The sequence below is a fragment of the Streptomyces lacaronensis genome (genome assembly GCF_047337785.1).
In the GTDB taxonomy this organism is placed as follows: domain Bacteria; phylum Actinomycetota; class Actinomycetes; order Streptomycetales; family Streptomycetaceae; genus Streptomyces; species Streptomyces lycopersici.
On record NZ_JBLHDK010000003.1, the window covers coordinates 7,285,497 to 7,308,230 of the forward strand.

At 72.3% G+C, this 22,734-nt stretch carries 20 protein-coding genes and 1 pseudogene; 11 read left to right on the forward strand and 10 right to left on the reverse strand.

Annotated elements, in window-relative coordinates; translation table 11 throughout:
• Window positions 1–46: 46 nt before the first annotated feature.
• On the reverse strand, window positions 47–1,699 hold the full coding sequence (locus ACMTAK_RS31720; protein ID WP_413809335.1) for a carboxyl transferase domain-containing protein: 1,653 nt from the start codon (window positions 1,697–1,699) through the stop codon (window positions 47–49).
• Between the two features lie 103 nt (window positions 1,700–1,802).
• Between ACMTAK_RS31720 and ACMTAK_RS31725 the strand changes: the two genes are divergently transcribed.
• From ACMTAK_RS31725 to ACMTAK_RS31735, 3 genes are all read left to right on the forward strand, one after another.
• On the forward strand, window positions 1,803–2,423 hold the full coding sequence (locus ACMTAK_RS31725; protein WP_413809336.1) for an SACE_7040 family transcriptional regulator: 621 nt from the start codon (window positions 1,803–1,805) through the stop codon (window positions 2,421–2,423).
• A 163-nt stretch (window positions 2,424–2,586) separates the two neighbouring features.
• Entirely contained in the window at window positions 2,587–3,744 is a 1,158-nt protein-coding gene (locus tag ACMTAK_RS31730; RefSeq protein WP_413809337.1) for an acyl-CoA dehydrogenase family protein, read from the forward strand.
• Window positions 3,745–3,803: 59 nt separating this feature from the next.
• A complete protein-coding gene (locus tag ACMTAK_RS31735; protein WP_413809338.1) occupies window positions 3,804–4,697 on the forward strand; it encodes an acyl-CoA thioesterase in 894 nt (297 codons plus the stop codon).
• Window positions 4,698–4,814: 117 nt separating this feature from the next.
• Here the strand turns inward: ACMTAK_RS31735 and ACMTAK_RS31740 are convergent, their stop codons facing one another.
• From ACMTAK_RS31740 to ACMTAK_RS31750, 3 genes are all read right to left on the reverse strand, one after another.
• Window positions 4,815–5,624: a phosphatase gene (locus tag ACMTAK_RS31740; protein WP_413809339.1), complete on the reverse strand. Its 810-nt coding sequence runs from the start codon at window positions 5,622–5,624 to the stop codon at window positions 4,815–4,817.
• Window positions 5,625–5,750: 126 nt separating this feature from the next.
• Window positions 5,751–7,166: a DEAD/DEAH box helicase gene (locus ACMTAK_RS31745; RefSeq protein ID WP_413809340.1), complete on the reverse strand. Its 1,416-nt coding sequence runs from the start codon at window positions 7,164–7,166 to the stop codon at window positions 5,751–5,753.
• Window positions 7,167–7,263: 97 nt separating this feature from the next.
• Window positions 7,264–7,467 carry a cold-shock protein gene (locus tag ACMTAK_RS31750; RefSeq protein WP_020871138.1) on the reverse strand — a complete coding sequence of 68 codons (204 nt, stop codon included), beginning with the start codon at window positions 7,465–7,467 and terminating at the stop codon, window positions 7,264–7,266.
• A 293-nt stretch (window positions 7,468–7,760) separates the two neighbouring features.
• On the opposite strand from ACMTAK_RS31750, the gene ACMTAK_RS31755 reads away from it, so the two are divergent.
• The 3 genes from ACMTAK_RS31755 (at window position 7,761) to ACMTAK_RS31765 (ending at window position 9,135) form a co-directional block, all read left to right on the forward strand.
• On the forward strand, window positions 7,761–8,060 hold the full coding sequence (locus tag ACMTAK_RS31755) for an SCO5918 family protein (RefSeq protein ID WP_413809341.1): 300 nt from the start codon (window positions 7,761–7,763) through the stop codon (window positions 8,058–8,060).
• A 67-nt stretch (window positions 8,061–8,127) separates the two neighbouring features.
• Window positions 8,128–8,499, forward strand: coding sequence for an ArsR/SmtB family transcription factor (locus ACMTAK_RS31760; protein WP_037953097.1), 372 nt, complete (start codon window positions 8,128–8,130; stop codon window positions 8,497–8,499).
• Between the two features lie 3 nt (window positions 8,500–8,502).
• Window positions 8,503–9,135 carry an SRPBCC family protein gene (locus ACMTAK_RS31765; protein ID WP_413809342.1) on the forward strand — a complete coding sequence of 211 codons (633 nt, stop codon included), beginning with the start codon at window positions 8,503–8,505 and terminating at the stop codon, window positions 9,133–9,135.
• Window positions 9,136–9,161: 26 nt separating this feature from the next.
• On the opposite strand, the gene ACMTAK_RS31770 is transcribed toward ACMTAK_RS31765, so the two are convergent.
• The 4 genes from ACMTAK_RS31770 to ACMTAK_RS31785 all read right to left on the reverse strand — a co-directional run bounded on the left by ACMTAK_RS31770 (window position 9,162) and on the right by ACMTAK_RS31785 (window position 12,843).
• Window positions 9,162–10,019 carry an endonuclease/exonuclease/phosphatase family protein gene (locus tag ACMTAK_RS31770; RefSeq protein ID WP_413813054.1) on the reverse strand — a complete coding sequence of 286 codons (858 nt, stop codon included), beginning with the start codon at window positions 10,017–10,019 and terminating at the stop codon, window positions 9,162–9,164.
• A 362-nt stretch (window positions 10,020–10,381) separates the two neighbouring features.
• The gene (locus tag ACMTAK_RS31775) at window positions 10,382–11,662 is read right to left on the reverse strand and encodes a sensor histidine kinase (RefSeq protein ID WP_413809343.1); all 1,281 of its coding nucleotides are present in this window, start codon (window positions 11,660–11,662) and stop codon (window positions 10,382–10,384) included.
• Window position 11,663: 1 nt separating this feature from the next.
• Window positions 11,664–12,434, reverse strand: coding sequence for a two-component system response regulator CseB (gene cseB / locus ACMTAK_RS31780; RefSeq protein WP_413809344.1), 771 nt, complete (start codon window positions 12,432–12,434; stop codon window positions 11,664–11,666).
• A 46-nt stretch (window positions 12,435–12,480) separates the two neighbouring features.
• Window positions 12,481–12,843: a hypothetical protein gene (locus tag ACMTAK_RS31785; protein ID WP_413813283.1), complete on the reverse strand. Its 363-nt coding sequence runs from the start codon at window positions 12,841–12,843 to the stop codon at window positions 12,481–12,483.
• A 301-nt stretch (window positions 12,844–13,144) separates the two neighbouring features.
• On the opposite strand from ACMTAK_RS31785, the gene ACMTAK_RS31790 reads away from it, so the two are divergent.
• The 5 genes from ACMTAK_RS31790 to ACMTAK_RS31810 all read left to right on the forward strand — a co-directional run bounded on the left by ACMTAK_RS31790 (window position 13,145) and on the right by ACMTAK_RS31810 (window position 20,327).
• Window positions 13,145–14,068, forward strand: a complete 924-nt coding sequence (locus ACMTAK_RS31790) for an alpha/beta hydrolase (protein ID WP_413809345.1) — start codon at window positions 13,145–13,147, stop codon at window positions 14,066–14,068.
• Window positions 14,061–15,359, forward strand: a complete 1,299-nt coding sequence (locus ACMTAK_RS31795) for an acyltransferase family protein (protein ID WP_413809346.1) — start codon at window positions 14,061–14,063, stop codon at window positions 15,357–15,359. Before ACMTAK_RS31790 ends, ACMTAK_RS31795 begins: the two co-directional genes overlap by 8 nt.
• 10 nt (window positions 15,360–15,369) lie before the next feature.
• Window positions 15,370–16,725 (forward strand): sensor histidine kinase, encoded by a 1,356-nt coding sequence (locus ACMTAK_RS31800; RefSeq protein ID WP_413809347.1) that lies wholly within the window; start codon window positions 15,370–15,372, stop codon window positions 16,723–16,725.
• Window positions 16,722–17,396 carry a response regulator gene (locus ACMTAK_RS31805; RefSeq protein ID WP_413809348.1) on the forward strand — a complete coding sequence of 225 codons (675 nt, stop codon included), beginning with the start codon at window positions 16,722–16,724 and terminating at the stop codon, window positions 17,394–17,396. Before ACMTAK_RS31800 ends, ACMTAK_RS31805 begins: the two co-directional genes overlap by 4 nt.
• A gap of 150 nt (window positions 17,397–17,546) precedes the next feature.
• On the forward strand, window positions 17,547–20,327 hold the full coding sequence (locus tag ACMTAK_RS31810; RefSeq protein WP_413809349.1) for a glycosyl hydrolase family 65 protein: 2,781 nt from the start codon (window positions 17,547–17,549) through the stop codon (window positions 20,325–20,327).
• A gap of 158 nt (window positions 20,328–20,485) precedes the next feature.
• On the opposite strand, the gene ACMTAK_RS31815 is transcribed toward ACMTAK_RS31810, so the two are convergent.
• Together ACMTAK_RS31815 and map are read right to left on the reverse strand one after the other, a co-directional pair.
• Window positions 20,486–21,478, reverse strand: coding sequence for a helix-turn-helix domain-containing protein (locus ACMTAK_RS31815; protein WP_413813055.1), 993 nt, complete (start codon window positions 21,476–21,478; stop codon window positions 20,486–20,488).
• A 160-nt stretch (window positions 21,479–21,638) separates the two neighbouring features.
• Window positions 21,639–22,407 (reverse strand): annotated as a pseudogene (gene map / locus ACMTAK_RS31820) (type I methionyl aminopeptidase).
• Between the last annotated feature and the right edge of the window lie 327 nt (window positions 22,408–22,734).

The following is a 22,734-nucleotide window of genomic DNA, read 5'->3' on the forward strand; positions in this document are numbered from 1 at the left end:
CCGGCCGCCTTCGTACCGCTCATGCCACTCATCGGGTGCATCCCCCTCACATCCGGAAGACGCCGAAGCCGGGCGCCGCGGGTTCGGTGGCCGTACGGCCGGGCAGCGGTGCGTTGGCGCAGGCCGTAAGGGCGAGGCCGAGCACCGTGCGGGTCTCCAGGGGGTCGATCACACCGTCGTCCCACAGCCGGGCGGTGGCGTAATAGGCGTTTCCCTGCGCCTCGTACTGCTCGCGGACCGGGGCCCGGAACGCCTCCTCGTCCTCGGCGCTCCACTCCTCCCCGCGCGCCTCCATCTGGTCGCGCTTGACGGTGGCGAGCACGGAGGCGGCCTGCTCACCGCCCATCACCGAGATCTTGGCGTTGGGCCACATCCACAGGAAGCGCGGCGAATAGGCCCGGCCGCACATCGAGTAGTTGCCCGCGCCGTAGGAACCGCCGATGACGACCGTGAGCTTGGGGACGCGGGTGCAGGCCACGGCGGTGACCATCTTGGCGCCGTGCTTGGCGATACCGCCCGCCTCATAGCTGCGGCCCACCATGAACCCCGAGATGTTCTGCAGGAAGACCAGGGGGATGCCGCGCTGGTCGCACAGCTCGATGAAATGGGCGCCCTTCTGGGCCGATTCGGAGAACAGGATGCCGTTGTTGGCGACGATGCCCACCGGGTGGCCCATGATCCGCGCGAAGCCCGTGACCAGCGTGGTGCCGAACTCGGCCTTGAACTCGGCGAACCGCGAGCCGTCCACCACCCGCGCGATGACCTCCCGTACGTCGTACGGCGTGCGCGAGTCGACCGGGACCGCCCCGTAGAGCCCCTCCGGGTCCACCGCGGGCTCCTCGGAGGGCTCCAGCGGCCACGGCGGCGATCCCTGCCGCATCGGGGACGGCGGCAGGGTGGCGACGATGGAGCGGACGATCCGCAGCGCGTGGGGGTCGTCCTCGGCCAGGTGGTCGGTCACGCCCGAGACCCGGGAGTGGACCTCGCCGCCGCCCAGCTCCTCCGCCGAGACCACCTCACCGGTGGCCGCCTTCACCAGCGGAGGCCCGCCCAGGAAGATCGTGCCCTGCCCGCGCACGATCACGGCCTCGTCGCTCATCGCCGGGACATACGCCCCGCCCGCCGTGCAGGACCCCATCACGGCCGCGACCTGCGGAATCCCGGAGCCGGACAGCCGCGCCTGGTTGTAGAAGATCCGCCCGAAGTGGTCGCGGTCCGGGAAGACCTCGTCCTGCATGGGGAGGAAGGCACCGCCGGAGTCGACCAGATAGACGCACGGCAGGTGGTTCTCCAACGCGACCTCCTGGGCGCGCAGATGCTTCTTCACCGTCATCGGGTAGTACGTGCCGCCCTTGACGGTGGCGTCATTGGCGACCACGACCACCTCACGGCCCGACACCCGCCCGATCCCGGCGATCACCCCCGCCGCGGGGGCCTGGCCCTCGTACATCCCCTCGGCCGCGAGCGGTGCCAGCTCCAGGAACGGGGAGCCCGGGTCCAGGAGGGTGTCCACCCGGTCGCGCGGCAGCAGCTTGCCGCGCGCGGTGTGCCGCGCCCGCGCCTTCTCCCCGCCGCCCAGCCGCGCCACGGCCAGCTTCTCGCGCAGCCGCGCGGCCAGCTCGCGGTGCCCGGCCTCATTGGCCTTCCAGGCCTCGGACCCCGGGTCGGCGCCGCTGCGCAGCGCCGGTGCCTGCTCCATGGCTACGAGCCCCCTCGCTCGGTCCCGCTCGGTACCGTTAGTGAACGTTAACTACTCCCCACCAGGTTAACGACCACTAACCCCGCTGTCTAGAATTGAGTCCATGAGCACGCAAGCACCCGCCCCGAGCCGCCGTGAGCAGATCCTCAAGGAGGCCGCCCGCCTCTTCGCCGAGCGCGGCTTCCACGGCGTCGGCGTCGATGAGATAGGCGCCGCGGTCGGCATCAGCGGCCCCGGTCTCTACCGCCACTTCCCCGGCAAGGAGGCGATGCTGGCCGAGCTGCTCGTCGGGATCAGCGGCCGGCTGCTGACGGGTGGCAAGCGGCGGGCCGCGGAGGGGGAGGGGGCCGGGTGCGCCCCCGCGCAGGTGCTGGACTCGCTGATCGAGGGGCATATCGACTTCGCCCTCGACGACCGCCCACTGATCATCCTCCACGACCGCGAGCTCGACCGGCTCCGGGACACCGACCGCAAGCTGGTGCGCTCCCTCCAGCGGCAGTACGTGGAGCTGTGGGTCGAGGTGGTGCGGAAGGTCTACCCCCGGCTCGCCGAGGCCGAGGCCCGTGCGTGTGTCCACGCGGTCTTCGGGCTGCTCAACTCCACGCCCCACCTCGGCCGCCCCGGAGCCCTCCCGGGGCGCGCGGCCACCGCCACCCTGCTGCACCGCCTGGCCCTGGGCGCCTTCGACGGCGCCCATGGTGTGGATGGCGCGCCCCGGAGATGAACCGAGCCCTATAGAGGCTGGACAGGCTGAGTAACTGGCGGGTAGCTTTCACTGAGCAAGCGCTTAGGTGAGCGTTGCCAAGTCATCATCGAGGAATCACGACGGCGGCCGGGCGGATCCGCGGGAGCGGCGGCGGCTTAGCCGCGAGGAGGGCCACGCCAATATGCGCCGCACGGTGTTCAACGAGGACCACGAGGCGTTCCGGGAGACCATCCGCGACTTCATCGCGGCCGAGGTCGTGCCGTACTACGACGAGTGGCGGGAGGCCGGCCAGGCCCCGCGCGAGTTCTACAAGAAGCTCGGTGAGCTCGGTGTCTTCGGCATCGAGGTGCCCGAGGAGTACGGCGGGGCCGGCGAGACCAGCTTCAAGTTCAACGCCGTCATCACCGAGGAGACCGCCCGCGCCGGGGTCAGCTTCGGTGGCAGCAGTGTCCACACCGCGCTGTGCCTGCCGTACCTCCTCAAGTACGCCGGCGAGGAGCAGAAGCGGCGCTGGCTGCCCTCCTTCGTCTCCGGCGACATGATGACCGCCATCGCCATGACCGAGCCCGGCACCGGCTCCGACCTGGCGGGCATGAAGACCACCGCCAAGCTCTCCGAGGACGGCACCCACTACGTCCTCAACGGCGCCAAGACCTTCATCACCGGCGGCGTCCTGGCCGACCGCGTGCTGGTCTGCGCCCGCACCGCCCCGCCCACCCCCGAGGACCGCCGCGGCGGCATATCCATCCTCGTGGTGGACACCAGGAGCGAGGGCTACGCGGTCGGCCGCAAGCTGGAGAAGCTGGGCCTGAAGACCTCCGACACCGCCGAGCTCTCCTTCACCGACGTCAAGGTGCCGGTGGAGGACCTGCTGGGCGAGGAGGGCAAGGCGTTCGGCTACCTCGCCCACAATCTGCCGCAGGAGCGCCTGGGGATCGCCGTCGGGGCGTACGCACAGGCCGCGGCCGCCGTACGGTTCGCCACCGAGTACGTCCGGGACCGCACCGTCTTCGGCCAGCCGGTGGCGTCGTTCCAGAACACCAAGTTCGTGCTGGCCGACTGCAAGTCCGAGGTGGACGCGATGCAGGCGGTCGTGGACCGGGCCCTGGACGCGCACGACGCCGGTGAGCTGACCGCCGCCGACGCCGCCTCCGCCAAGCTCTTCACCACCGAGCGCGCCGCCGTCGTCATCGACCGGTGCCTGCAGCTCCACGGCGGCTACGGCTACATGATGGAGTACCCCATCGCCCGGCTGTACGCGGACACCCGCGTCAACCGGATCTACGGCGGCACCAGCGAGGTCATGCGGTCCATCGTCGCCAAGTCGATGGGTCTGTGACGACCGTCATGACCAGCGGCAACAGGACCGCAATCCGGGTCTGCAAGACTGCTTGAATCATGAATGACGCACTTCAGGGCCTTCTCGATCTGCTCGACCTCGAGCAGATCGAGGAGGACATCTTCCGCGGCACCAGCGACGCCGCACCCCTCGTACCGCGGGTCTTCGGCGGTCAGGTCGCCGCCCAGGCCCTGGTCGCCGCGGGCCGCACCGTGCCCACGGACCGCTCGGCGCATTCGCTGCACGCGTACTTCCTGCGGCCCGGCGACCCCGGGGCGCCCATCGTCTACACCGTCGACCGGATCCGGGACGGCCACTCCTTCACCACCCGCCGGGTGGTCGCCGTCCAGCACGGACAGCCGATCTTCCATCTCTCGGCCTCCTTCCAGCTGCACGAGGACGGCCTCGAGCACCAGGAGCCGATGCCGGACGTTCCCGACCCGCTCTCCCTGCCCACCGCCGAGGAGCTGCTGCCCCGCTATGAGCACCTCTTCCTCGGCCCCGGGGTGACCGAGCGGATGCTCCAGGCGCGGGCCGCGGTCGATCTGCGGTACGTGGACGAGCCGCCCTTCGGCAGCGTCGGACAGCCGCGCGAGCCGAAGTCGCAGGTTTGGTTCCGGACCAACGGCAAACTGGACGGCGCCGCCGACCACCCCCTGCTCCACGTCTGCCTGGCGACCTATGTCTCCGATATGACGCTGCTGGACTCCATCCTGCTCGCCCATGGGCGCGGCGGCTGGGCGGTCGGCGACATCGTCGGCGCCAGCCTGGATCACGCCATGTGGTTCCACCGGCCGTTCCGGGTGGACGACTGGCTGCTGTACGACCAGGAGAGCCCCTCCGCGTCCGGCGGACGCGGGCTCGCCAAGGGCCGTATCTTCACCGCCGACGGGCGGCTGGCCGTCTCCGTGATCCAGGAAGGGGTCATGCGGGTGCCGCGCGGCAAGAAGTGAGCGCGGCGGGCGGCGGCCCGGAGCCGCGGTAACCGCTCCGTCGGTAACCGGTCCGTCGGTAACCGGTCCGTCGGTAACCGGTCCGTCGGAAACCGGTCCGTCAGGACCAGCAGGACGTCAGAACTGGGCCGTCAGCCCCGCCGCGTCCAGCAGGTACGCCGTCATCGCGTCGTAGAACCTCGGGTTGGTGACGTGGTCGTCCAGCGGGACCACCGCCGACAGCGTGCCCTCGGACTCGCCGAGGAAGAGCGCCGGGTCGTTGCAGTCCGCGTAGCCCACCGCGTCGATGCCCCGCTGCCCCGCGCACCCCGCCCAGCCGTGGTCGGCGACCACCAGATCGGGCAGCGGCCGCCCCTCGTGGGCCAGCCCGTCGAGGATCGCCGCCATGGGCGCGGGGGAGTGGGTGTGCCACAGTGTGGCGCCCCGCTCCAGCACCGCCACATCGCAGAACTGGAAGACGTACCCCTCGTCCGCCTGCAGCCCGCCCGGGATCTCCACGATCTCGCATCCGGCGGCCCGCAGCGCCGCCGCCGTGGCCCGGTGGACCTCCAGCAGCCCGCCCGGGTGCCCGGTGGCGAACAGCACCCGCTCGTTCGCCTCCGCCGCCTTCCGCAGCACCGACGCCATCCGGTCCAGCGCGCCGACGGTCAGCTCCGGGTCGATGGTGTCCTGCCCCGCGCGGTGCTGAGGGTCGTCCACCACACCGCAGCGCTCGGCCATGACCGCCAGCACGTCCTGCTCATCGGTCCAGCGGTCGCCCAGTTCCAGGCCCAGCCAGTAGTGGCGGTCGCCGTTCGCGAGCTTGCGGTAGTGGGAGAGGTTGTTCTCACGAGGGGTGGCGACATCGCCCGCGATGCGCGTACGGACGAGATGGTCGATCAGTTCGGCACGGCTGGGCACGGCGCTGGGTATCGGCATGTGGCCCATTGTCGCCTCTCCGACGGGGTAATGGGGACATCCACCGCCGGTCGGGCGTGACACGATCATGGCGAAATGCCGGATGTCCGCCCGGACAGCCGCCGTCCGGGCCCCGCGCCTGGCCCCGCCCCGGGCCTAACGGCGGGGCCGACGGCTCCTGGCGGGGCGACGGGCGGCCCGGCCCGCACGCTGTGGCTGCGGCGGCACGGGCGCGCTGATGGTCACGGGAACACCGGAGGGATCCTGCGCTCCGGTGATACGGGTGAGTTCGGGGTCGGCGGAGTGGACCCGGGCGGTCCGGGGGGTGATGCCCGCGTCGGCCATGAGACGGGTCATGTCCCGGCGCTGGTCCGGAGTGACCAGCGTGATGACGCTGCCGGATCCGCCCGCACGGGCGGTACGGCCACCACGGTGCAGATAGTCCTTGTGGTCGGCGGGCGGGTCGACATTGACGACGAGATCGAGATCGTCCACATGGATGCCCCGGGCGGCGACGTTCGTGGCCACCAGCACGGTGACATGGCCGGACTTGAAGTGGTCCAGGGTCCGGGTGCGCTGTGGCTGGGACTTGCCGCCGTGCAGCGCGGCCGCCCGTACGCCGCTGGTCAGCAGATGCTTGGTCAGCCGGTCGACGCCGCGCTTGGTGTCCAGGAACAGGATGACGCGGCCGTCCCTGGCGGCGACCCGGGTGACGACGGAGCGCTTGTCGGTGTCCGCGATGTGCAGCACATGGTGCTCCATCGTGGTGACGGCACCGGCGGACGGGTCGAGCGAGTGCACGGCCGGGTCGTGGAGGAACTGGCGCACCAGCAGGCCGATGTTGTGGTCGAGGGTCGCGGAGAACAGCAGTCGCTGGCCGTCGGCGGGTACCTGCCGCAGCAGCCGGGTCACCTGAGGCAGGAAGCCCATGTCGGCCATTTGGTCGGCCTCGTCGAGGACCGTGGTGCGCACCTGGTCCAGCCGGCAGTCGCCGCGTTCGATCAGGTCCTGGAGGCGCCCGGGGGTCGCGATGACCACCTCCGCGCCATTGCGCAGGGCCTCGGCCTGGCGGTTGATCGACACTCCGCCGACCACGGTGGCCGGACGCAGCCGCAGCCGCCGGGCATAGGGGGCGAGTGCCTCGGTGACCTGCTGGGCCAGCTCCCGGGTGGGGACCAGCACCAGGGCCAGGGGGCGACCGCGCTCCGCGCGCCGCCCGGCGGTGCGGGCCAGCAGGGCGAGGCCGAACGCGAGGGTCTTGCCGGAGCCGGTTCGGCCACGGCCCAGGACGTCCCGGCCGGTGAGGGCGTTGGGGAGGGCGGCCGCCTGGATCGGGAAGGGCACCGTGACACCCTGCTGGGCCAGCTCCGCGAGCAGCTCATCCGGCATGTCGAGCTCGGAGAACGACGTGACGGCGGGCAGCACCGGGGCGGAGCCGGGCGGCAAGGCGAATTCGTTTCCGCCGTCGTTTCCGCCGGTGGAGCGTGGGCGGCCATGGCTGCCGGAGCGGCCATGGCCGGCGGAACGGGAGGGCGCGGGTTTTTTGCGGTACGAGCGGGAGGAGCGGCTCAATGCGGTGCCTTCTGCTGGGCGCGGTCTGCGGAAACGCGTACGAGCCGGGGCCCGCACCCCTTCAGGTACGGGCCCCGGCTCGTGACAGGCGCTGCGATCAGGCGGGAACGATGTTCTCCGCCTGCGGGCCCTTCTGGCCCTGGGTGACGTCGAAGGTCACCTTCTGGCCTTCCTGGAGCTCACGGAAGCCGCTCGTGGCGATGTTCGAGTAGTGGGCGAAGACGTCGGCGCCGCCGCCGTCCTGCTCGATGAAGCCGAAGCCCTTTTCCGCGTTGAACCACTTCACGGTGCCAGTAGCCATGTCTTTCTCCTTCATATGGGTTCGGTCCGGAATACGTGGAAGTCGCATCCCGAGTCGCCGAAATGACCCCATCCGGAAATGACCGGCAAAAACAAGAAATGCGCCTGCGGCTACATACCGCCAGGCGCATATAAGTCCATGGGTACCAAAACTGCAACTGAAAGAAGCTTATCACGTGCGGCCTCGGAACGGCGGGAGTCGGGTGGACGATTTTCCCGCCGGGCTGTGCCCTCCCGCTTCGAGGTGTGACACGCTGGTGCTCCTGACTCCTCTTCTCTCCCCGTGGGGGCGCCATGCGCTGCATCATCGCCAACTTCGCCTTCGACCTGACCGCGCGCGAGGTGACGGACGCGATGAGTGGTGTCAGCCCCGAACCGATCACCGGCCCATCGGTCCAGATCGGCCGCCACCTCTACCCGGCCAAGCAGGTCGGGGCGGTGGTCACTCGCCAGGACCGCCGCGACTTCACGGCGGGAGAGGTGACCCGGGCCATGACGCGCCTCGGCTTCACCTGCCATCCGGCGCCCCCGGTCGCGGCGTCCGGCGCCGTCGAGGCCGCCTCCGAGCTTCTGGGGAAGCCGGCGGACGGCTGACCCCCGCGGCGCGGGGGAGTCATGTTAAGCGTTGACTTATATAAGCGACGGCTGGCATAGTCCGGGCGTGCACGCACTCGATGTCCTCGGGGACCCCGTCCGGCGCCGGATATTGGAGCTGCTCGCCGAGGGGGAGCGGTCCTCCGGCGAGGTCAGCTCCGTCGTCCGGGCCGAGTTCGGCATCTCGCAGCCCGCCGTCTCGCAGCATCTGCGGGTGTTGCGGGAGGCCGGATTCGCCTCCGTACGGGCCGAGGGCACACGGCGGTTGTACGCCGTCGAGGCCGCGCCCCTGCGGGAGGTCGACCGGTGGCTCGACCGGTTCCGCGGCTTCTGGGAGCAGCGGCTGGACGCGCTGGGGACGGAACTGGCGCGGGGCAAGCGGCAGCGGCGGCTCGATCAGGAGCGCGGCGGCGGCAGCGGAACCGATGCGGAGACATGACTCATGAGCGAGATCGTCGACCAGATCAACCACGTCCATCGCGAGGTCGGCACCCGTGAGGTGCCCGACGGCGAGGCCCGAACCGTCCTGCTGCGGCGCACCTACGACGCCGCGATCGAGGACGTCTGGGACGCGTGTACCGACCCCGAGCGGATCAGCCGCTGGTTCCTGCCGGTGAGCGGCGACCTGAAGCTGGGCGGCCACTATCAGCTGACGGGCAACGCGGGCGGCGAGATCCTGCGCTGCGAACCCCCGCGGCTGCTCGCGGTGAGCTGGCTGTTCGGCGAGAACCCCGGCTTCAGCGAGGTCGAGGTCCGGCTGACCGCCGAGGGCGAGGAGCGGACCGTCTTCGAGCTGGAGCACGTCGCCGTCGTACCGCCCGGGATGTGGGACCAGTTCGGCCCCGGCGCGGTCGGCGTCGGCTGGGACGGCGCGCTGCTCGGCCTCACCCTGCACCTGACGGGCGAAGGCGCGCCCGCCGACCCGGAGGCGTGGCAGGCCTCGGACGAGGCACGGGAGTTCATGACCCGCAGCAGCGAGCGCTGGGGCGCGGCGTACGAGGCCTCGGGGGCCCCGGCGGAGGTGGTGGCGGCGACGACGCGCGCCACGACGGAGTTCTACGTGCCCAAGGGGTAGGCGTGGCGGCCTCGGCGCCCGGGAGTTCACAGCCGCAGTCTCGCCGCCACCGGCAGATGGTCGCTGTCGGTGGCGGGCAGTGTCCAGGACGCGCGCGGGTCCACGCCGCGCACGAGAACGTGGTCGATCCTCGCCACGGGGAACGAGGCGGGCCAGGTGAGGCCGAACCCGGCGCCCGCCTGGGCCTGGGCCGAGCGCAGTCGGGAGGTGACCGCGGACAGGCCCCGGTCGTCCAGGGTGCCGTTGAGATCGCCCACGAGCACGGTGCGCCGCAGTGGTTCGGCGCGCAGCGCGGTGCCGAGGCGGTGCGCGGCGGCGTCACGGGCGGAGGCGGTGAAGCCCGACCTGGCGCCGAACCGGACCGACAGCAGATGGGCGACGAAGACGGCGACCGGCCCCTTGGGCGTCCGCACGACGGCGCGCAGGGCGCGTGGCCAGGGCGCGATGTCCACCGTGCGGGAGGAGTCGACCGGATACCTGCTCCACAGCCCGACCGTGCCCCGCACCGTGTGATACGGGTATGTGCCGGCCAGTGTTCTCTCGTACGCCGCTGTCGCGGCGCCAAGTTCCTCGAGGGCCAGCACATCGGCGCCGGAGGCCGCGAGGGCGCGGGCGGTGCGTACGGGGTGCGGATTGTGCTCATCGACGTTGTGGGTCACGACGGTCAGGTCTCCGCCGTCCGCCCGCTTGTCGAGGAGCATCCCGCCGAAGAGCGAACACCAGGTGAGGGCGGGCAGGACGACGGCCACGGCGGCGGTCGCGGACCGGCGGACGAGGGCGCAGAGCAGCAGCAGCGGCACGGCCAGGCCCGTCCAGGGCAGGAATGTCTCGACCAGACTGCCGAGATGACCGACCCGGTTGGGGATCCAGGCGTGACCCAGCATCACCAGCGCGGCCGCCGGCGCGAGCCCGGCGACGACCCGGCCCCGGCCCCGGACGCCGGCCGTTGGCAACCTCCTCCGCAGGGCCCTGATCCGTGGGCGGCTGGTGCCGGGCGCGGCCGGGTCCCCCTCCTGGGGGCCGGCGCCCGCGGGCTCCGGCCGCGGCGGCTTCACCGTGCCCGCGCCGGGTCCACGGGGGCTGTGATCGGGGGCCATCCGCAAGGCACCTCCAAAGCTGGTTGACGTGTCACGTCGCAGGTCAACCACTTTGGCCGGGGCGGATCTCGGCAGGGCCGTGGCCGTGGATCCGGCACCGCTCGGCCGGTCATCCGTCGTGTATCGCGTTGTGTATCGGCTCTGTCGCGTCAGCCCGTCGGCGGCAGCCGGAGCGTGACGACGGCCCCGCCGTCGGCGGCGTTCGAGAAGAGCAGTGACGCGCCGATGACCCGGGCCTGGCCCGAGGCGACGGTCAGTCCGAGCCCGTGGCCGCGGCCACGCTCGGCCGCGCCGGTGCGGAAGCGCTGAGGCCCTTCCTCCAGGAGACTGTCGGGAAAGCCGGGGCCGTGGTCGCGGACGACGACCGTCGTGCCCTCGACGGTGAGCTCGACCGGCGCGGCGCCGTGCCGGTGGGCGTTGCCGAGCAGGTTGGCGAGGATCCGGTCGAGCCGGCGCGGGTCCGTCTCGACCACGACGGGCGTGGCGCCGACCGCGAGACGCGCGTCGAGGCCGGTGCGTGCCAGTGAGCCCCGGACCATGTCCGGGAGCGCGACGGGCCGCAGGTCGGCGCGTTCCACACCGGCGTCGAGACGGGAGATCTCCAACAGATCCTCGACCAGGGTGCGCAGCACCTGGACCCGGTCCCTGACGAGGTCGGTGGCCTCGCTCTCCGGGAGCAGTTCGGTGGAGGTGACCAGGCCCATCAGCGGGGTGCGCAACTCGTGCGCGACATCGGCGGTGAAGCGCTGTTCGCTGCGCAGCCGGTCCCGCAGGCTGTCGGCCATGGAGTCGACCGTGGCCGAGATCTCGGTGATCTCGTCGCCCGCCCGTCCGCCCGCCTCCGTCCTGGCGGCCAGGTCGCCCGAGGCGATGCGCCGTGCGGTTCGCGCCACCCGCCGCAGCCGCCGGTTGGGGAGTTCGGCGGCGAGGGCGGACAGGGGCACGATGACGGCCAGCGCGGCCAGCGAGTACTTCCACATGTGCCGGTCCAGGGCACGGCGGCTGAGCTGGTCCGACGTCATGTCGACCGAAACCGCCACCAGGCGGCCGCCGGGCAGTCGGCGCCCGGCCCACATCCTCGGCTGGTACGGACGGCTCTCGTCGTAGACGGTGGCGAACCCCTGGGCCCGGACCATCCGCACCAGCTTCGGCGGCATCTCCCCGGGGGTGCGCACGGCACCGTCGTCCCCGCTGCCACCGCCGGGGGCGAGGGCGGTGTCCAGGGCGGTGTACGCCTTGGCCGCGCCCTCGTGCATGGACCGCTCGTAGGTGCTGTGGTGCACCAGGAGCCCGACCGTCAGCGCGATGCCGCAGCAGGCCGCGGCCACCAGCAGGGCGATCTTCCAGCGCAGTGAGCGCCAGTTGAGCAGGGCGCGTGACCGGGCGATCAGGGCGCGTGGCCGGGCGATCAGGGCGCGTGACGTCCCCACGTCAGCGCCTCAGCTTGTAGCCGAAGCCGCGGACCGTCTCGATCCGCCCGGCGCCGATCTTCTTGCGCAACCGCTGTACGCACAGGTCGACGACCCGGCTGTCGCCGTCCCAGTCGTAATCCCAGACGGTGCGCAGCAGCGTCTCCCGGTCCAGGACGATGCCGGGATACGCGGCGAACTCCAGCAGCAGCCGCAGTTCGGTGGGGGCCAGCGCGATCGGCTCATCGGCCAGGAACACCTCAAGGCCGCCGGTGTCGATCACCAGGTCCCCGAATCGGAGCCGGGCGCCGTGGTGGTGGCGCGGGTCGGGCCGGTGGACCGCGGCGGCGGCCGCCGCCGGGACGCCCGGAGGCGCCGGCGCCGCGGCCGGTGGATAGGTGGCCCGTCGCAGCAGCGACCGGATCCGGGCCACCAGCACCGCGGTGTCGACCGGCTTGACGACGTAGTCGTCGGCGCCCGCCTCCAGACCGGATATGACGTCCAGGTCGTCGCCGCGGGCCGACATCATCAGGACCGGGGCCATGCTGGTCTCCCGGATCCGGCGGCACAGCCCGATGCCGTCGAGCCCCGGCAGCATCACGTCCAGCAACAGCAGGTCGTGTCCGCCCGCCCGGAACAGTTCGAGACCGGTCAGCCCGTCACCGGCCGTGGCGACGCGGTAGCCGTAGCGCTCCAGAGCCATCGCGACCGATCTGCGTATCACCTCGTCGTCCTCCACCAGGAGGATCGTGACGGGGAGGGGACCACCGTCACCGGTGGCTGAATGGGACATTTTCACCAACCTGTACGAAGGGTGGAGCCTCCATCATGCCGTCACGTCACGAGCTCTTCGGCGGCTCGGGGGCCACCCAGTCCGGGTGGCCCGGCATGGGCGGAGTCTTCTCGTCGTACAGCCAACCGTTGATGTACGCGGTGAAGTCCCGGCCGCTGATCCCGTTCGCCGATGTCCACGTCGAACGGCCGCCCCCTCTCCAGCGCCTGCCGGGGTGTGATGTCCAGCTTTTCGCCCGCCTCGTCCACGGCGAAGCGGGCCGGTAGGCGTAGCCGACGTCGTACGAGCGGACGCCGTACCCGCCGTTGCCGGGCGGGCCGACCGTTACGGTCGCCATCGCCGCCGTCGAGACCGCCGGCGCCATGAGCGCCGTACGGCGGCGGGCCCGGTGTGCGGGGGCAGGGGACATCGTGACCTCCTAGGGTGAGACCGGTGCGCAACGCCGGCGCACCGGCGCCACTTTGAGCGAAGGACATCTCCGCCCCGGCGGTGCGGGGCCTCCGCGGCCGCTCAGCCATGCATCAACCACGTATCAGCCGTGCGCCCGAGCGCCGCCGCCGCGTGGCCCGCGACCGCCTCACCGGCCCGAGCCCCCTACCCGTCATACCTGGGGACTACCCCGGAGATGCACTCCCCGGTGGGACGCCAACCACACGGCCGGCTCCATACCTTCCGTATTCACGACATCCGTTGGTACGGAAGGAACAGCCATGGCGTCCCGTCTTCGCCGCGCCCTGCTCGCGGCGCTCGTCACCGCCTCGGTGGTGGTGCCACTGATGGGGGCCGCTGGGCCCGGTGAGGTGCCCGCGCCCGCGCCGGTGGCGCTCGGGCCGGTGCGCGTCGCGGGACTGGAACACCGGTACGCGGCCAACCGGGACGGCATCCGGGCGGCCGAGGTGGTGGCCGCCCGGCACGGGGACCGCAAGCGGGCGCGGGCGCTGCGGAAGATGCGGGGGGCGTCGCGGCACTTCCTGTCCTTCGACGGGCGCGACGGGGGCCGTGCCGTCGAGGTGTACGGGGATCTGGGCCGCGCCACGCGCATCGCGGTGCTGGTGCCGGGGTCGGACACCAACCTGGAGACGTACGGCCGGTTCCGGGACGGGGCGCTCGCGCTGAGCCGTCAACTCGGGCGCCGTACGGCCGTCATCGGCTGGCTCGGGTACAAGACGCCCGGCACCGTGGCACCCGAGGTGCTGACCACGGGCCGGGCCGCCGGTGCCGCTCCCCGACTGGCCGCGTTCGTACGGGAGTTGAACGCGGCCATACCCCGGGCCCGGATCTCGCTCCTGTGCCACTCCTACGGTTCCGTGGTCTGCGCCCGGGCCGCCCGGGGGCTGAACGTCGCGGACATCGTGCTCTACGGCAGCCCCGGGACGGGGTACGACGACGCCCGGCAGCTGCACACCCGGGCCACCGTCTGGGCCGGGCGGGGCGGGGACGACTGGATCGGCGGGGTGCCGCATGTGCGGATCCCGCTGCTGGGCACGGCCATCGGCTTCGGGACCGACCCGGTCTCCCGGCGGTTCGGCGCGCGGATCTTCGACGCGGGGGACGCCGGGCACAGCGACTACCTCAAGTCCGGGTCCGCCGCCCTGGCGAGCATGGGCCGGATCGTGGAGGGCCGCGATGCGTGAGACGGTGCGTGACCCGCTCCGGCTGCGTGACCCGATACGGCTGCGTGGCCTCGCACGGCGGATCGAGGCCGCCACCCCGCCCGGCCGCGACCGCGCCGTGGACGGCCTGCGGGCCGTCGCCATCCTCGGCGTGGTACTCGGCCACTGGCTGGTGACCGCCCTCGTGGCCGACAGCGGCACTCTGCGCGCGGCCAGCCCGCTGCTGTACCAGCCCGGATTCACCCCCGTCTCCTGGGTGTTCCAGACCCTCGCGGTGTTCTTCCTGGTCGGCGGGCAGATGGGCGCCAAGAGCCACGACTGCGCCCGCGCCCGGGGCATCACCTACCGGCGGTGGCTGCGCGCCCGACTGGTACGGCTGTTCCGGCCCATGGCCGCCGTGCTCACCGTATGGGCGGTGGCGGCGGGGGCGCTGCTCGGCGCCGGGGTGAGCCTGCTGACCGTGCACACGCTGCTCAAACTCGTCCTGTCCCCGCTGTGGTTCCTGCTGGTCTACGCGGTGCTCACGGCCGCGACCCCGCTGGTGGCGCGGCTGCATCCGCTGTGGCCGCTCGCGGTCGTGCTGCATGTCGACCTGATCCGGTTCGGCTTCGACGGCCCCGCCTGGCTCGGCTGGGTCAATCTGGCGGCGGGCTGGCTGGTCCCGTACTGCCTGGGCGCCGCCTGGGGCCGTGGCAGGCTGCGCGGGCGGACGGCCGGGTGGGTGCTGCTGACCGGGGGCGCGGCGGTCACCGCCGGGCTCGTCCTGTTCGGCGGCTATCCGGCGTCGATGGTCGGGGTGCCCGGCGCCCCGGTCTCCAACCTCAACCCGCCCACCCTGGCGGCCGTCACCTTCGGGCTCGCCCAGTGCGGCGCGGCCCTGCTGCTGCGCGGCCCGCTGCGCCGGGTGCTGGCGCGGCCCGCCGCGTGGGCGGTGGTGGCGCTGGTCAACCTCGCAGCGATGACCGTCTTCCTGTGGCACCAGACCGCGATGATGGCGGTCAGCGTGACCACGCTGCGGCTCGCCGGACCGCGGACCGGGCTGCACACGGTGCCCGACGGCCCCGGCTGGGTGCTCGCCCGGCTGTGCTGGCTGCCGGTGTTCGCGGGGGCGCTGCTGATCTGCTGGGCGGCGTTCCACGCGTACGAGGCGGGGCGGCCGCGGAAGGGCGGTGGCGGGGTCGTCCGCGGAGGCGGCCCTGCCGCAGGCGGCGGCAGCCGGGTCGTCCGCGAGGGACGCCCCGGGAAACGGGCATGGCAGCAGGCACGGCAGCAGGCACGGCAGCCACGGCACGTGGAGCGGCGGAGTGTTTAGAGTCAAGGGCATGACAGGCGGCAAGATCGCGGACCGGCTGGCGGGGGGCCTGCGCGCGCTGCCGCGCACGCTGGGCGAGGCCCTGCGCGCGGTGCCGGGCATCCTGCGCGAGGACCTGTGGACGGTGGCGCGCGATCCGCTGCCGCGGATGCGCTGGCTGGGCCGGCTGCCCCATGGCCATGTGGTGTTGTTCGCCGTGCTCATGGCCTGGCTCAGCATGGCGCAGTTCCAGGAGCCCGCCCGCCCGGGGACGTCCCAGGACCCGGTGCCGCTGATCGGGCTCGTCGTGCTCGAAGCGCTGGCCGTCCAATTGGCGCTGACCCGCCCGATACCGGCATGGTGGCTCTCGACCGCCATGCTCCTGGTGACGGCGCTGGACGTGGACGACCGCGTCCCCGCATATCTGCTCTACCCCTGGAACTACGGCCAGATCGCGCTGCACACCGCCGTCCTGTTCCTCCTCGCGCTGCGGGTCCGCCCGCGGATCGCCGCCGAGGCGCTGCTGCTGACCCTCCTGGTGGGCGTGGTCACCGCGGCCCTCGCCTCCCACCCCCACGACGACGGCCTCGACGACGCCATTACGGCCTTCACCACCGCCGTGGTGGTGGGCGCCGCGCTGCGGGGCCGCCGGGTGGCGCGGACCCGGCTGGTCGAGCAGGAGGAGCTCACCGCGGAGGAACGGGCCCGGCGCACCCTGCTGGAGGAGCGCAACCGCATCGCCCGCGAGCTGCACGACGTGGTCGCCCATCACATGTCGGTGATATCCATCCAGGCCCAGGTCGCCCCGCACCTCGCCGAGAACCCCTCCGACGAGCTCAAGGAGAACCTCGCGGGCATCCGGCAGAACGCGGTCGAGGCGCTGGCCGAACTGCGCCGTGTGCTGGGCGTGCTGCGCTCCGAGGACGCCCTGGCCGACGGCGCCCGGCACGCCCCGCAGCCCACTCTGGACCGGCTGGACGAGCTGGTGGGCACGGTGCGGGGGACCGGGATCACGATCCTCACCGATGTCACCGGGGAGCGGCGGGCGCTGCCGCCGGGCGTGGAACTGTCGGCGTTCCGCATCGTCCAGGAGGCGCTGAGCAATGTGATGCGGCACGCGCCGGGCGCCGAGGCGCGGGTCGAGTTGGGGTACCAGCGGCACGGGCTGACCGTCCGGGTCGTCAACACCGCGCCGGACCGGCCCGCCCCGCCCTCGCCCGGAGCCGGGCACGGGCTGCTCGGGATGCGGGAGCGCGCTGCGATGCTAGGGGGCGAGCTGACCACCGGCCCGACGCCGGACGGCGGTTACGAGGTGATCGCCGTACTGCCCACGGACCACCCCGCCCCGTCCGCCGCCGTACCCGAGACCGCCGAGGATCCCGTATGACGACCATCCGCGTCCTGATCGCCGACGACCAGATGATGGTCCGCCAGGGCTTCACGGTGCTGCTCAACGCCGAACCGGACATGGAGGTCGTCGGCCAGGCCGTGGACGGGGCCGACGCCATCGCCCAGGTCGCCGAGCTCGCCCCGGACGTGGTCCTGATGGACATACGGATGCCGGGGGTCGGCGGTATCGAGGCCACCCGCCGGCTCACCGAACCCGTCGGCGCCACCGTCAAGATCCTCGTCCTCACCACCTTCGACCTGGACGAATACGTCTACGAGGCGCTGCGCGCGGGCGCGTCCGGGTTTCTGCTGAAGGACGCCTCGGCGGATGAACTGGCCCATGCGGTACGGGTGGTGGCGGCCGGAGACGCGCTGCTGGCGCCGAACATCACCAAACGCCTGATCGGCGAGTTCTCCCGGGTGACCGCCGCCGCCCCGCGCGGGCCTCTCCGGGCCCGGGTGGGCGATCTGACGGAGCGCGAGACCGAGGTGCTCACGCTGATCGCCCAGGGGCTGTCGAACGCGGAGATCGCGGCACGGCTGGTGGTGGCCGAGCAGACCGTGAAGACCCATGTGAGCCGGATCCTGTTCAAGCTGGGGCTGCGCGACCGGACCCAGGCGGCGGTCTTCGCGTACGAGACGGGGCTGGTGCGCCCATCGGCGTCCTGACCGGGTTCTCCCAGGGGTGTCCGGCGGACGCGGCACCCACGCATGTGAACCTGTGTTCAGGTATTGAAGACATCGCGCCATCCATTGACCTGCCGTGTTCACCTCTTTATGGTCACTGCGACCGTCACCGGCGAACCACGACGGAGAACAATGACGTACTCCCCCCTCCGGCCGCCCCGGCCCGCCCGGCTGATCGCCCCGCTCCTCGTCTGCGGGCTGATCGCCGCCGTGCCCCCGGCGTCCGCCGCCCCCGAATCCGACTCCTCCGCGGCGGCCGACGCCACCGCCGGAGGGGACTGCACGCGCGGGCCGTCCGACGGCTGGGCGCTCTCCTCCAGCCGTATCGACCCCGAGGACAGCTCCCACGCGTATGTGGGCAACGGCTATCTGGGGCAGCGGGTGCCGCCCCAGGGGACCGGGTACTCCGGAGGGGGTGACAAGACCGGATGGCCGCTGTTCACCCCCCGCTACGACGGCGCCTTCGTCTCCGGCCTCTACGCGCACAACGCGAAGACGACCGAGAACCGGCAGGTGGCCGCCGCCATCCCCACCTGGTCCACGCTGAACGTGGCCACCGGGGGCGACCGTTCGGAGACCTTCGGCCCCCGGACCTCCGCCGGGCGGATCTCCCACTACCGGCAGACGGTCTTCATGCGCTGCGGTCTGGTGCGGACCTCCCTGACCTGGACCGCGTCCGACGGGCGCGCCACCGACCTCACCTATGACATCGTCGCCGACCGCGCCAACGCGCACGTGGGCGCCGTAAGGATGCGGATGACCCCGCACTGGGGCGGGGACGCGACCGTCACCGATCTGCTCGACGGGCACGGTGCGCGGCGGATGAGCGGGACCGGCGGTGGCGTCCATAAGGGCGGCACGGTCGATGTCGCCTTCCGTACGGATGGCACGAAGACCGACGGAGCCGTGGCCTCCACACTGCGCCCCGGCCCGGGCGTCCGGGCGGCCGAGGCGAGGACGGGCGGCGCGGAGGCCGGTGGGAAGGAAGCCGGTGGCACGGAGGCCGGTGGCACGGACGCGGCGCGGGACCTGTCCGCGCGCCAGGGCCTCCGCTTCCCCGTACGCCCCGGCCGTTCCTATGAGTTCACCAAGTACGTGGGCGTGGACACCGCGCTGACCTCCCACACTCCGCGCGCCGACGCCCTCGCCGCCTCCCGCCGCGCGGCGGACCAGGGCTGGGACGGGCTGTTCGCCGCCCACAGCGCCGCCTGGAAGCGGCTGTGGCGCTCAGACATCGAGGTGGCCGGGCGCCGCCGGCGCGACCTCCAGGACTGGGTGCGCTCCGCGCAGTACGGACTGCTGTCCGCCACCCGCGCCGGCTCCCGTAACAGCATCTCCCCGACCGGGCTGAGCAGCGACAACTACGGCGGGCTGATCTTCTGGGACGCCGAGACCTGGATGTACCCCGGGCTGCTGGCCACCCATCCCGACCTCGCCAAGTCGGTGGTGGAGTACCGCTACAAGACCCGCCCCGGCGCCCGCGCCAACGCCCGCAAGCTGGGCTACCCCGGCCTGTTCTACCCCTGGACGAGCGCGAGCAAGGGCGGGCTGTGGACGGAGTGCCACAGCTGGGACCCGCCGCACTGCCGCACCCAGAACCACCTCCAGAGCGATATCGCCGTGGCGGCCTGGCAGTACTACCAGTCGACGGGCGACACCCGGTGGCTGCGCGGACGCGGCTGGCCAGTGCTCAAGGGGATCGCCGAGTTCTGGGCGGGGCGCGTCACGCACAACGCCGACGGCAGCTACTCCATCAAGAACGTGGCCGGTCCCGACGAGTACAGCAACGGTGTGGACGACGCGGTCTTCACCAACGCCGGGGCCGCCACCGCCCTGCGCGACGCCGCCCGCGCCGCCCGCCTCCTCGGCGAGCCCGTGCCCGCCGCCTGGAACCGGATCGCCGACCGGATGCGGATTCCGTACGACGAGAAGAGCCAGGTCTTCCAGCAGTACGACGGCTACAAGGGCTCGCTGATCAAGCAGGCCGACACGGTGCTGCTGATGTACCCGCTGGAGTGGCCGATGTCGGGTCGGGCGGCCGCCAGGACGCTCGACTACTACGCGGCCCGCACCGACCCGGACGGCCCGGCCATGACGGACTCGGTGCACGCCATCGACGCCGCCGCCATCGGCGAGCCCGGCTGCTCCACGTACACCTACCTCCAGCGCGCCATCAAGCCGTTCGTCCGCGGCCCCTTCGACACCTTCTCGGAGGCGCGGGGCGAGAAGGCGGGCGCGCAGGACCCCCTGTCCGGCTCCCCGGCGCAGGACTTCCTCACCGGCAAGGGCGGCTTCCTCCAGGTCTTCACCCACGGTCTGACCGGGATGCGGATGGACGAGGACGGTGTGCGGCTGGACCCGACGCTGCCGCCGCAGCTCCGCGACGGTGTCACCCTGCGCGGGCTGCACTGGCGGGGCCGCACCTACGACGTGGCCATCGGCCCGCACGAGACGACCGTAAGGCTGACGGCGGGCGCGCCGATGCGGATCGAGACCCCGCACGGCGGGGAGCGGATCGTGAGCTGGGGCGCGCCCGCGGTGCTCAAGACCCGCCGCCCCGACCTCGAGCCGACCGACAACGTCGCGCGCTGCGGTAAGGCGACGGCGAGCACGGAGGAGCCCGGGATGTACGCGGGCGCCGCCGTGGACGGCAACACGGCCACCGCCTGGGTCCCCGACGCCGCCGAGGGCACGCTCACGGCCGACCTCGGGCGCGCCGTGCGGCTGGCGAAGGTCAGCCCGGAGTGGACCCGTACCCGCCCCGCCTCCCACGAGGTGCGGACCTCGCTCGACGGCCGCCACTGGCGCGAGGGGACGACCGGCCCGGCCCGTTTCGTACGGGTCACCGTGCGGTCGGCGGACGACAAGAAGCGCGCGGGCGTCGAGGAGTTGCGGGTGACCCGCGCCAAGTGACCCCGTGGGGGGCCGGGATGTGCGGTCCGTGCACAGCGGACGCGGTCCATGCACGCAGGATCAAGACAGTGTGCACAGGAGGCCAACGACATCCCGGCCCCGGCGGGCCCATGCTGATCAGTGACGGGTGAGCAGGGTTGCTACGGGGGGAGCCCCGCTCACCTGTTCGCCGCGAGCGCCCTATGGCGGAAGTCCCGTGGGGGCACGCCATAGGCGCTGCGGAAGGCACGGCTGAAGTCCGCGGCGTGGCTGAAGCCCCAACGGGCGGCGATGACATGGATGGGGGTGTCGCCCAGGGCGGGATCGGCGAGGTCGCGGCGGCAGCGTTCCAGGCGCTGGGCGCGGATCCACGCGGAGACGGAGTGCCCCTGCTCCTCGAAGAGGCGGTAGAGGTACCGGAGCGAGATGTGATGGGCCGCGGCGATCGAGGCCGGGGTGAGCCCCGGGCGGTCCAGATTCTGCCGGACGAACTCCTGGACGCGTAACCGCAGGGCGCGCCGACGGCTCTCGGGGGTGAGCCGGTTCTCGGCGCGCGCCTCGGCACCGGTGTCGAGCTCATGCGCGAGCAGCGCGTTGAGCAGATCGACGGCGACGGTGCCGAGGCGCGGTGCGTCGGCCGGGCCGTAGGCGTCGGACTCGGTGGCCAGGCGGGTGAGGAAGTCGGCGAGCATGGCCCCGATCCCGGACCGTCCGGACAGCCGCTGCCCGAGCAGCCGCTGGAGCTCGGCGGGCGGGAACGGCAGCAGCGAGGGGCGGAGGGTGACCGTCATCCCGTCGACCCTGCCGCGCTCGCACACCGCCAGATACGGCGCGGAGGTGGAGGTGAGCATGAACTGCCGGGCGCCGACCGTGGTTTCGGCGTCCCCGTGGCATACGTCGGTCTCCCCGCGCAGGGTGAGCCGCAGATGGTAGAGCTCCGGGTCGGAGCGCCGGATGTGGGCCGCGGTCCGCTCGTTCCGCAGCGACGGTACGGAGGTGTAGGTCAGCGTCACCTCGCCGATGTCCACTCCGCCCCGTACGTTCGCGCGGAAGTCGTGCTCATGGTCGCTGCGCAGCTCCATGGGTATCGACGTCAGCTCGCACAGGGCGCGCCACGCCGCGAACCGTTCCGCGGGCGGGATGTCGTCGATCTGGGGCACCGTCACGATCATCATCCTTTCGCCTGGCCGGTGGTGCGCTTTTCGATGGGCGCGACCTTAGACAGCCCTGCTAAGTGTTTGATGAACGGTCCGGTATTGAACAGTCCGGTATTGAACAGTCCGCTTTTGAGCGATTCCGCGAGCGTGTTTCCGGATGGGGTGCGGTGTCCTCTCAGAGCGCGGTCAGGATCCGTGGGCCGTCGTCCGTGATCGCCACCGTGTGCTCGCTGTGGGCGGCGCGGCTGCCGTCCGTCGTGCGCAGCGTCCAGCCGTCGGCGTCGGTGGTGTACGCGTCCAGGCCGCCCGCCAGGAACATCGGCTCGATGGCCAGGACCAGCCCGTGCCGCAGCGGAAAGCCCCGGCCGGGCCGCCCCTCGTTGGGGACCGGCGGGTCCTCGTGCATCCGCCGGCCGATGCCGTGGCCGCCGAAGTCCTCCATGATGCCGTAGCCCGCGGCGCGCCCCACCGTCCCCACGGCATGGGAGATGTCGCCCATCCGGCCCCCCCGCGACGGCCGCCGCGATCCCCGCGTCCAGCGCCTGCCGGGTGGCCTCGATCAGCCGGACGTCCGCCGGGCGCGGGGTGCCGACGGTGAAGCTGACCGCGGCGTCTCCGCTCCAGCCGTCCAGCGTCGCACCGCAGTCGATGGTCACCAGATCGCCGTCGCGGAGCCGGTAGTCGCCCGGGATGCCGTGGACGATGGCGTCGTTGACCGAGGCGCAGATGACCGCGGGAAAGGGGGTGGACGCGAACTGCGGCCGGTAGCCGAGGAACGGGGAGCTCGCCCCGGCCTCGCGCAGCACCTCCCGCGCCGCCTCGTCCAGCTCGCGCAGTGAGACGCCTATGGCCGCCGCCCGCTGTGCGGCGTCGAGCGCCGAGGCCACGACGCGGCCCGCCTCGCGCATGGCGTCCAGGGACGCGTCGGTCTTGATTTCCACCATGGGTGAGCCCCTTCGCGTGACCGAACCGCCGGGGACGGGTGCTCCGCCCCAGGCCCTGGGGGCGGGTGCTCGCCTCGGGCTCCGGGGCGGGCGTTCCGCCTCAGGTCCCGGAAGAGGGGCTTCGCCGCCTGGGTCCCCTGGGGACCCCGGGGTCCCAGGGGCGGAGCCCCTGGTGTCGGGAAGGGGCGGGGAGGGGAAAGACGCGCCGGGCGCCCCACAGTCGGCCGCGCCCCGATCCATTTGTTGCGGCAGGATGAAATCCGCACATCAGTGTGTTGGTGCCTTCCGGAAGCGTGTGCGGATCGGGAGGTTCACGGGTGGCGGACG

What these genes read in the sequence shown, in the direction of transcription:
- ACMTAK_RS31720 (WP_413809335.1), bottom strand. Translation starts at nt 1,699, where the DNA reads ATGGAGCAGGCACCGGCGCTGCGCAGCGGCGCCGACCCGGGGTCCGAG.
- ACMTAK_RS31725 (WP_413809336.1), top strand. Translation starts at nt 1,803, where the DNA reads ATGAGCACGCAAGCACCCGCCCCGAGCCGCCGTGAGCAGATCCTCAAG.
- ACMTAK_RS31730 (WP_413809337.1), top strand. Translation starts at nt 2,587, where the DNA reads ATGCGCCGCACGGTGTTCAACGAGGACCACGAGGCGTTCCGGGAGACC.
- ACMTAK_RS31735 (WP_413809338.1), top strand. Translation starts at nt 3,804, where the DNA reads ATGAATGACGCACTTCAGGGCCTTCTCGATCTGCTCGACCTCGAGCAG.
- ACMTAK_RS31740 (WP_413809339.1), bottom strand. Translation starts at nt 5,624, where the DNA reads ATGGGCCACATGCCGATACCCAGCGCCGTGCCCAGCCGTGCCGAACTG.
- ACMTAK_RS31750 (WP_020871138.1), bottom strand. Translation starts at nt 7,467, where the DNA reads ATGGCTACTGGCACCGTGAAGTGGTTCAACGCGGAAAAGGGCTTCGGC.
- ACMTAK_RS31755 (WP_413809341.1), top strand. Translation starts at nt 7,761, where the DNA reads ATGCGCTGCATCATCGCCAACTTCGCCTTCGACCTGACCGCGCGCGAG.
- ACMTAK_RS31765 (WP_413809342.1), top strand. Translation starts at nt 8,503, where the DNA reads ATGAGCGAGATCGTCGACCAGATCAACCACGTCCATCGCGAGGTCGGC.
- ACMTAK_RS31770 (WP_413813054.1), bottom strand. Translation starts at nt 10,019, where the DNA reads ATGCTGGGTCACGCCTGGATCCCCAACCGGGTCGGTCATCTCGGCAGT.
- cseB (WP_413809344.1), bottom strand. Translation starts at nt 12,434, where the DNA reads ATGTCCCATTCAGCCACCGGTGACGGTGGTCCCCTCCCCGTCACGATC.
- ACMTAK_RS31785 (WP_413813283.1), bottom strand. Translation starts at nt 12,843, where the DNA reads ATGTCCCCTGCCCCCGCACACCGGGCCCGCCGCCGTACGGCGCTCATG.
- ACMTAK_RS31790 (WP_413809345.1), top strand. Translation starts at nt 13,145, where the DNA reads ATGGCGTCCCGTCTTCGCCGCGCCCTGCTCGCGGCGCTCGTCACCGCC.
- ACMTAK_RS31795 (WP_413809346.1), top strand. Translation starts at nt 14,061, where the DNA reads ATGCGTGAGACGGTGCGTGACCCGCTCCGGCTGCGTGACCCGATACGG.
- ACMTAK_RS31800 (WP_413809347.1), top strand. Translation starts at nt 15,370, where the DNA reads ATGACAGGCGGCAAGATCGCGGACCGGCTGGCGGGGGGCCTGCGCGCG.
- ACMTAK_RS31805 (WP_413809348.1), top strand. Translation starts at nt 16,722, where the DNA reads ATGACGACCATCCGCGTCCTGATCGCCGACGACCAGATGATGGTCCGC.
- ACMTAK_RS31810 (WP_413809349.1), top strand. Translation starts at nt 17,547, where the DNA reads ATGACGTACTCCCCCCTCCGGCCGCCCCGGCCCGCCCGGCTGATCGCC.
- ACMTAK_RS31815 (WP_413813055.1), bottom strand. Translation starts at nt 21,478, where the DNA reads ATGATCGTGACGGTGCCCCAGATCGACGACATCCCGCCCGCGGAACGG.